General features: G+C 44.8%; 1 protein-coding gene. It reads right to left on the bottom strand.

What is annotated here, in order from left to right; translation table 11 throughout:
* Positions 1 to 176: 176 nt before the first annotated feature.
* Entirely contained in the window at positions 177 to 2,849 is a 2,673-nt protein-coding gene (gene adhE / locus AACQ17_RS08165; RefSeq protein WP_013856398.1) for a bifunctional acetaldehyde-CoA/alcohol dehydrogenase, read from the bottom strand.
* Between the last annotated feature and the right edge of the window lie 111 nt (positions 2,850 to 2,960).

The following is a 2,960-nucleotide window of genomic DNA, read 5'->3' as shown; positions in this document are numbered from 1 at the left end:
GGGCAGGGGCTTGTTCTAGTCGCAATTGCCGCTATTTTAGTCATGTGGGGATAAATCCCATCCACGCTTTGATGATGAAGTTACTCGATACAAAAAAAGCCTCACCAGACGGTGAGGCTTTATCTTTTCCCGATAGAGATTGTTTCGTGCTAGCGAAAATCTCTCAATAACTCAGCTTACTTTTTCTTTGCTGGTTTTTGGTCATCTTTCTTCTTGATAACGGTAGTGCCTTCGAAAGTTTCACCTTCAACAAACGCTGTACCATAGTAAGCCGCAAGAAGTACTTCTTTTAGCTCAGAAATCAGTGGGTAGCGTGGGTTTGCACCAGTACATTGGTCATCAAACGCTTCAACTGATAGCACGTCAACTTTTGCGAGGAAATCCGCTTCATTCACGCCAGCCGCTTGGATAGATAGCGGGATGTCGAGATCTTTCTTCAGCTCTTCCAACCAAGTCAGTAGACGTTCAATCTTCTGAGCAGTACGGTCGCCCGCTTGGCTCAAGCCTAAGTGGTCAGCCACTTCAGCGTAACGACGGCGTGCTTGTGGACGGTCGTATTGAGAGAACGCAGTTTGTTTGGTTGGGTTATCATTCGCGTTATAGCGCACAACGTTAGAGATAAGCAATGCGTTAGCAAGGCCGTGCGGGATGTGGAACTCAGCACCGATCTTGTGCGCCATAGAGTGACATACACCTAAGAACGCGTTAGCAAAAGCAATACCTGCGATAGTCGCTGCATTGTGCACTTTTTCACGAGCAATTGGGTCTGCTGCGCCATTTTTGTAGCTTGATGGTAGGTACTCTTTCAGCATCTTAAGTGCTTGTAGAGCTTGACCATCAGAGTATTCGTTCGCAAGAACAGATACATAGGCTTCAAGAGCGTGAGTCACAGCATCGTAACCACCAAATGCCGTTAGAGACTTAGGCATATTCATCACAAGGTTCGCATCAACGATAGCCATGTTAGGTGTTAGCTCATAATCCGCTAGTGGGTATTTAGCACCTGTTTTGTCGTCTGTTACAACGGCAAATGGTGTGACTTCTGAACCTGTACCTGAAGTAGTCGTGATACAAACCAATTCTGCTTTTTGACCCATTTTAGGGAACTTGTAGATACGTTTACGGATATCCATAAAGCGCATTGCAAGCTCTTCAAAGTGAGTTTCTGGGTGCTCATACATAACCCACATGATCTTCGCCGCATCCATTGGTGAACCACCACCAAGTGCTAGAATCACGTCTGGTTGGAAACTCTTCATTGCTTCAGCGCCTTTCTCTACGACAGATAGAGTTGGATCAGCTTCTACATCAAAGAATGTTTGAACTTCCATACCGTTTGACTTCAGCAGAGTCACTACATCGTCTGCATAACCGTTGTTGAATAGGAAACGGTCAGTAACTAGGAATGCGCGTTTTTTGCCTTCAAGATCGCTCATAGCGATTGGAAGGCTACCACGACGGAAGTAAATTGACTTAGGTAGTTTATGCCACAACATGTTTTCAGCTCGCTTCGCAACAGTTTTCTTGTTGATTAGGTGCTTAGGACCTACGTTCTCAGAAATCGAGTTACCACCCCAAGAACCACAACCTAGCGTTAGAGATGGTGCAACGTTAAAGTTGTAAAGGTCACCGATACCACCATGAGTGGTTGGGATGTTTACAAGAATACGCGCCGTCTTCATTTTGTCACCAAAGTAACGGATACGGTCTGCATTAACGTCTTGGTTAGTGTATAGACCAGAAGTGTGGCCGATACCGCCGATTTCTACCATTCTTACGGCTTGTTCTACCGCGTTCTCGAAAGAAGTCGCGCGGAACATGCCAAGTGTTGGAGAAAGTTTTTCATGTGCGAATTCATCGTCATAAGAAACTTCGCCAATACCTTCACCGACAAGGATTTTAGTATCTGCTGGAACTTTAACACCCGCCATTTCAGCGATGGCTGTTGCTGGTTGGCCTACGATTTTCGCGTTTAGTGCGCCATCGATAAGCAGTACCTTACGTACTTTGTCTGCGTCTGCTTTACTTAAAACATGCGCTTTATGGCTCGCGAAACGTTCTTTTACTTCGTCATACACTTCGTCCATAACGATAACCGCTTGCTCAGAAGCACATACCACACCGTTATCGAATGTTTTAGACATAAGAACAGAAGCAACTGCACGTTTGATGTCTGCCGTTTCGTCGATTACAACTGGAACGTTACCTGCACCTACACCGATTGCTGGTTTACCTGACGAGTAAGCTGCTTTCACCATGCCAGGACCACCTGTTGCAAGGATAAGTGCAATACCTTCGTGCTTCATTAGCGCGTTAGATAGCTCAACTGAAGGTTGATCAATCCAGCCGATGATATCTTTTGGCGCGCCAGCTGCAACTGCTGCATCTAACACGAGTTTAGCTGCATCGTTAGTTGAATTTTTCGCACGTGGGTGTGGCGAGAAGATGATACCGTTACGAGTCTTCAAAGAGATGAGAGATTTGAAGATTGCAGTAGAAGTAGGGTTAGTGGTTGGAACGATACCGCAGATGATGCCTACAGGCTCAGCGATAGTCATCGTGCCTAGGTTTTTATCTTCTTCAAGAATGCCACACGTTTTTTCGTCTTTGTATTTGTTGTAGATGAACTCAGACGCAAAGTGGTTCTTGATTACTTTATCCTCAACAATACCCATGCCTGATTCCGCTACCGCTTGTTGCGCTAGAGGGATACGAGCTTGGTTAGCTGCTAATGATGCTGCGCGGAAAATTTTATCTACTTGCTCTTGAGAGTAAGTAGAGAATTCTGCTTGAGCCGCTTTAACGCGCGCTACTAGAGCATCAAGTTCAGCTAAATTAGTTACAGGCATAATGGATCTCCTAAAAATAGAAAAATGTTAAAAACTCTTTATTAAGTTTGCAGCTTTGTGTTTTTGTTTTTTCTCAACAGCTTAAACAATGACAGACTTAGTAAATTGCTT

It is taken from the genome of Vibrio sp. V10_P2A27P122, assembly GCF_963874335.1.
In the GTDB taxonomy this organism is placed as follows: Bacteria; Pseudomonadota; Gammaproteobacteria; order Enterobacterales; family Vibrionaceae; genus Vibrio; species Vibrio anguillarum.
This window is presented reverse-complemented; position numbering and strand designations above follow the sequence as displayed.

Coding starts and splice junctions, on each gene's coding strand:
- adhE (WP_013856398.1), bottom strand. CDS start 2,849: ATGCCTGTAACTAATTTAGCTGAACTTGATGCTCTAGTAGCGCGCGTT.